Annotated in this window: 3 protein-coding genes; 2 read left to right on the top strand and 1 reads right to left on the bottom strand. The window is 71.0% G+C overall.

The window, feature by feature from the left end; all coding sequences use genetic code 11:
• Positions 1–103: 103 nt before the first annotated feature.
• A complete protein-coding gene (locus ACFWJO_RS40185) occupies positions 104–646 on the top strand; it encodes a MarR family winged helix-turn-helix transcriptional regulator (RefSeq protein WP_159833494.1) in 543 nt (180 codons plus the stop codon).
• Positions 647–655: 9 nt separating this feature from the next.
• Here the strand turns inward: ACFWJO_RS40185 and ACFWJO_RS40180 are convergent, their stop codons facing one another.
• Positions 656–784: a hypothetical protein gene (locus ACFWJO_RS40180; RefSeq protein ID WP_255351296.1), complete on the bottom strand. Its 129-nt coding sequence runs from the start codon at positions 782–784 to the stop codon at positions 656–658.
• 21 nt (positions 785–805) lie between these two features.
• Between ACFWJO_RS40180 and ACFWJO_RS40175 the strand changes: the two genes are divergently transcribed.
• Positions 806–1,167, top strand: a 362-nt coding sequence (locus tag ACFWJO_RS40175) for an enoyl-CoA hydratase/isomerase family protein (RefSeq protein WP_386873296.1), incomplete at its 3' end; no start/stop codon positions are given.

The following is a 1,167-nucleotide window of genomic DNA, read 5'->3' as shown; positions in this document are numbered from 1 at the left end:
CCCTCACAGAGATCGCCGTGACCTGGAAAATGTTAGTCTAACTATGCGTTAGGAAGACTAACCAAATTTTCGGTGTGACGTGAACAGGGAGGTTCAAGAGCGCATGGGTGAGGAGCACTCCACGCTGACCAGCACGGATGGCGAACCGACGTCGGGCTACTGGTACACCCGCGGCGCCCGCGAGATCGAACCTGTGGACGTGCTCAACCTGCTGCGACGCTACCGGGAGGCCGAACGGCGCATGCGCGCCCGCACCCGGGACAGCATGGGGATGGGAGAGACCCACCTGTCAGCCCTGCGTTACCTGCTGCGGGCCGACCGACGCGGCCACAAGGTCCGTCAGCGGGATCTGGCCAGCGCCCTGGAGATCACCCCGGCCTCCGCCAGCGCCCTGGTGGACCGACTGGTCCGAGACGGCTACGCCCGACGGGCGCCCCACCCACAGGACCGCCGATCCGTGGTGGTGGAGCCGACGGCCAAGACGGACCACGAGGTCCGCGCCACCCTGGGCGCCATGCACCGCAGTATGCTCGCCGCGGTGGAGGGCCTCACCCCGGCCGAGCTCGCCGGCGCGGCCGCGTTCCTGCGGGCCCTGATCCGCAGCGTGGAGGAGCATGACGAGGACGAGGCGGACCAGCCCGCGTGAGGAACAGACTCAGCGGAACAGGTCCCAGACGCTGAACGTGGTGCGCTTGTAGACCGCGTTGTAGGCGGCGCGCTTCGGATCGCGCACCCACCCCATGCCCGGCCGGCCGTCCTCGCGGCCGGCACCCGTGCACCGCACCCGCCAACCCCAGGAGCTGACATGACCACCGCACCCACCCCTTCTTCCTCCGACGACGCCCCCGCCGTCCTCGTCGAGACGCGGCCCGGCGTCGTGCGGCTGACGCTGAACCGGCCCGCGAAGGGCAACGCGCTCGGACTGACGATGGCGCGCGAGGTGCTCGCGGCGATCGCCGCGGCCGAGGCGGACGACTCCGTGCACGTGCTCACGCTGACCGGCGCGGGACGGATCTTCTGCGGTGGCGGGGACGTCCAGGCCATGGCCGCCGCGCCTGCCGGGCCGGAGCGGCGCGCGATGATCCAGGAGCTCGGCGAGGCGGCGGGCGAGGTCGCGGTGGCGCTCACAGGCTCTCGCCTGCTGGTGCTGGCCGGCGTCAACGGGAC

Origin of the sequence: Streptomyces sp. NPDC127092 (genome assembly GCF_042722475.1) — a bacterium.
Classification (GTDB): Bacteria; Actinomycetota; Actinomycetes; order Streptomycetales; family Streptomycetaceae; genus Streptomyces.
This window is presented reverse-complemented; position numbering and strand designations above follow the sequence as displayed.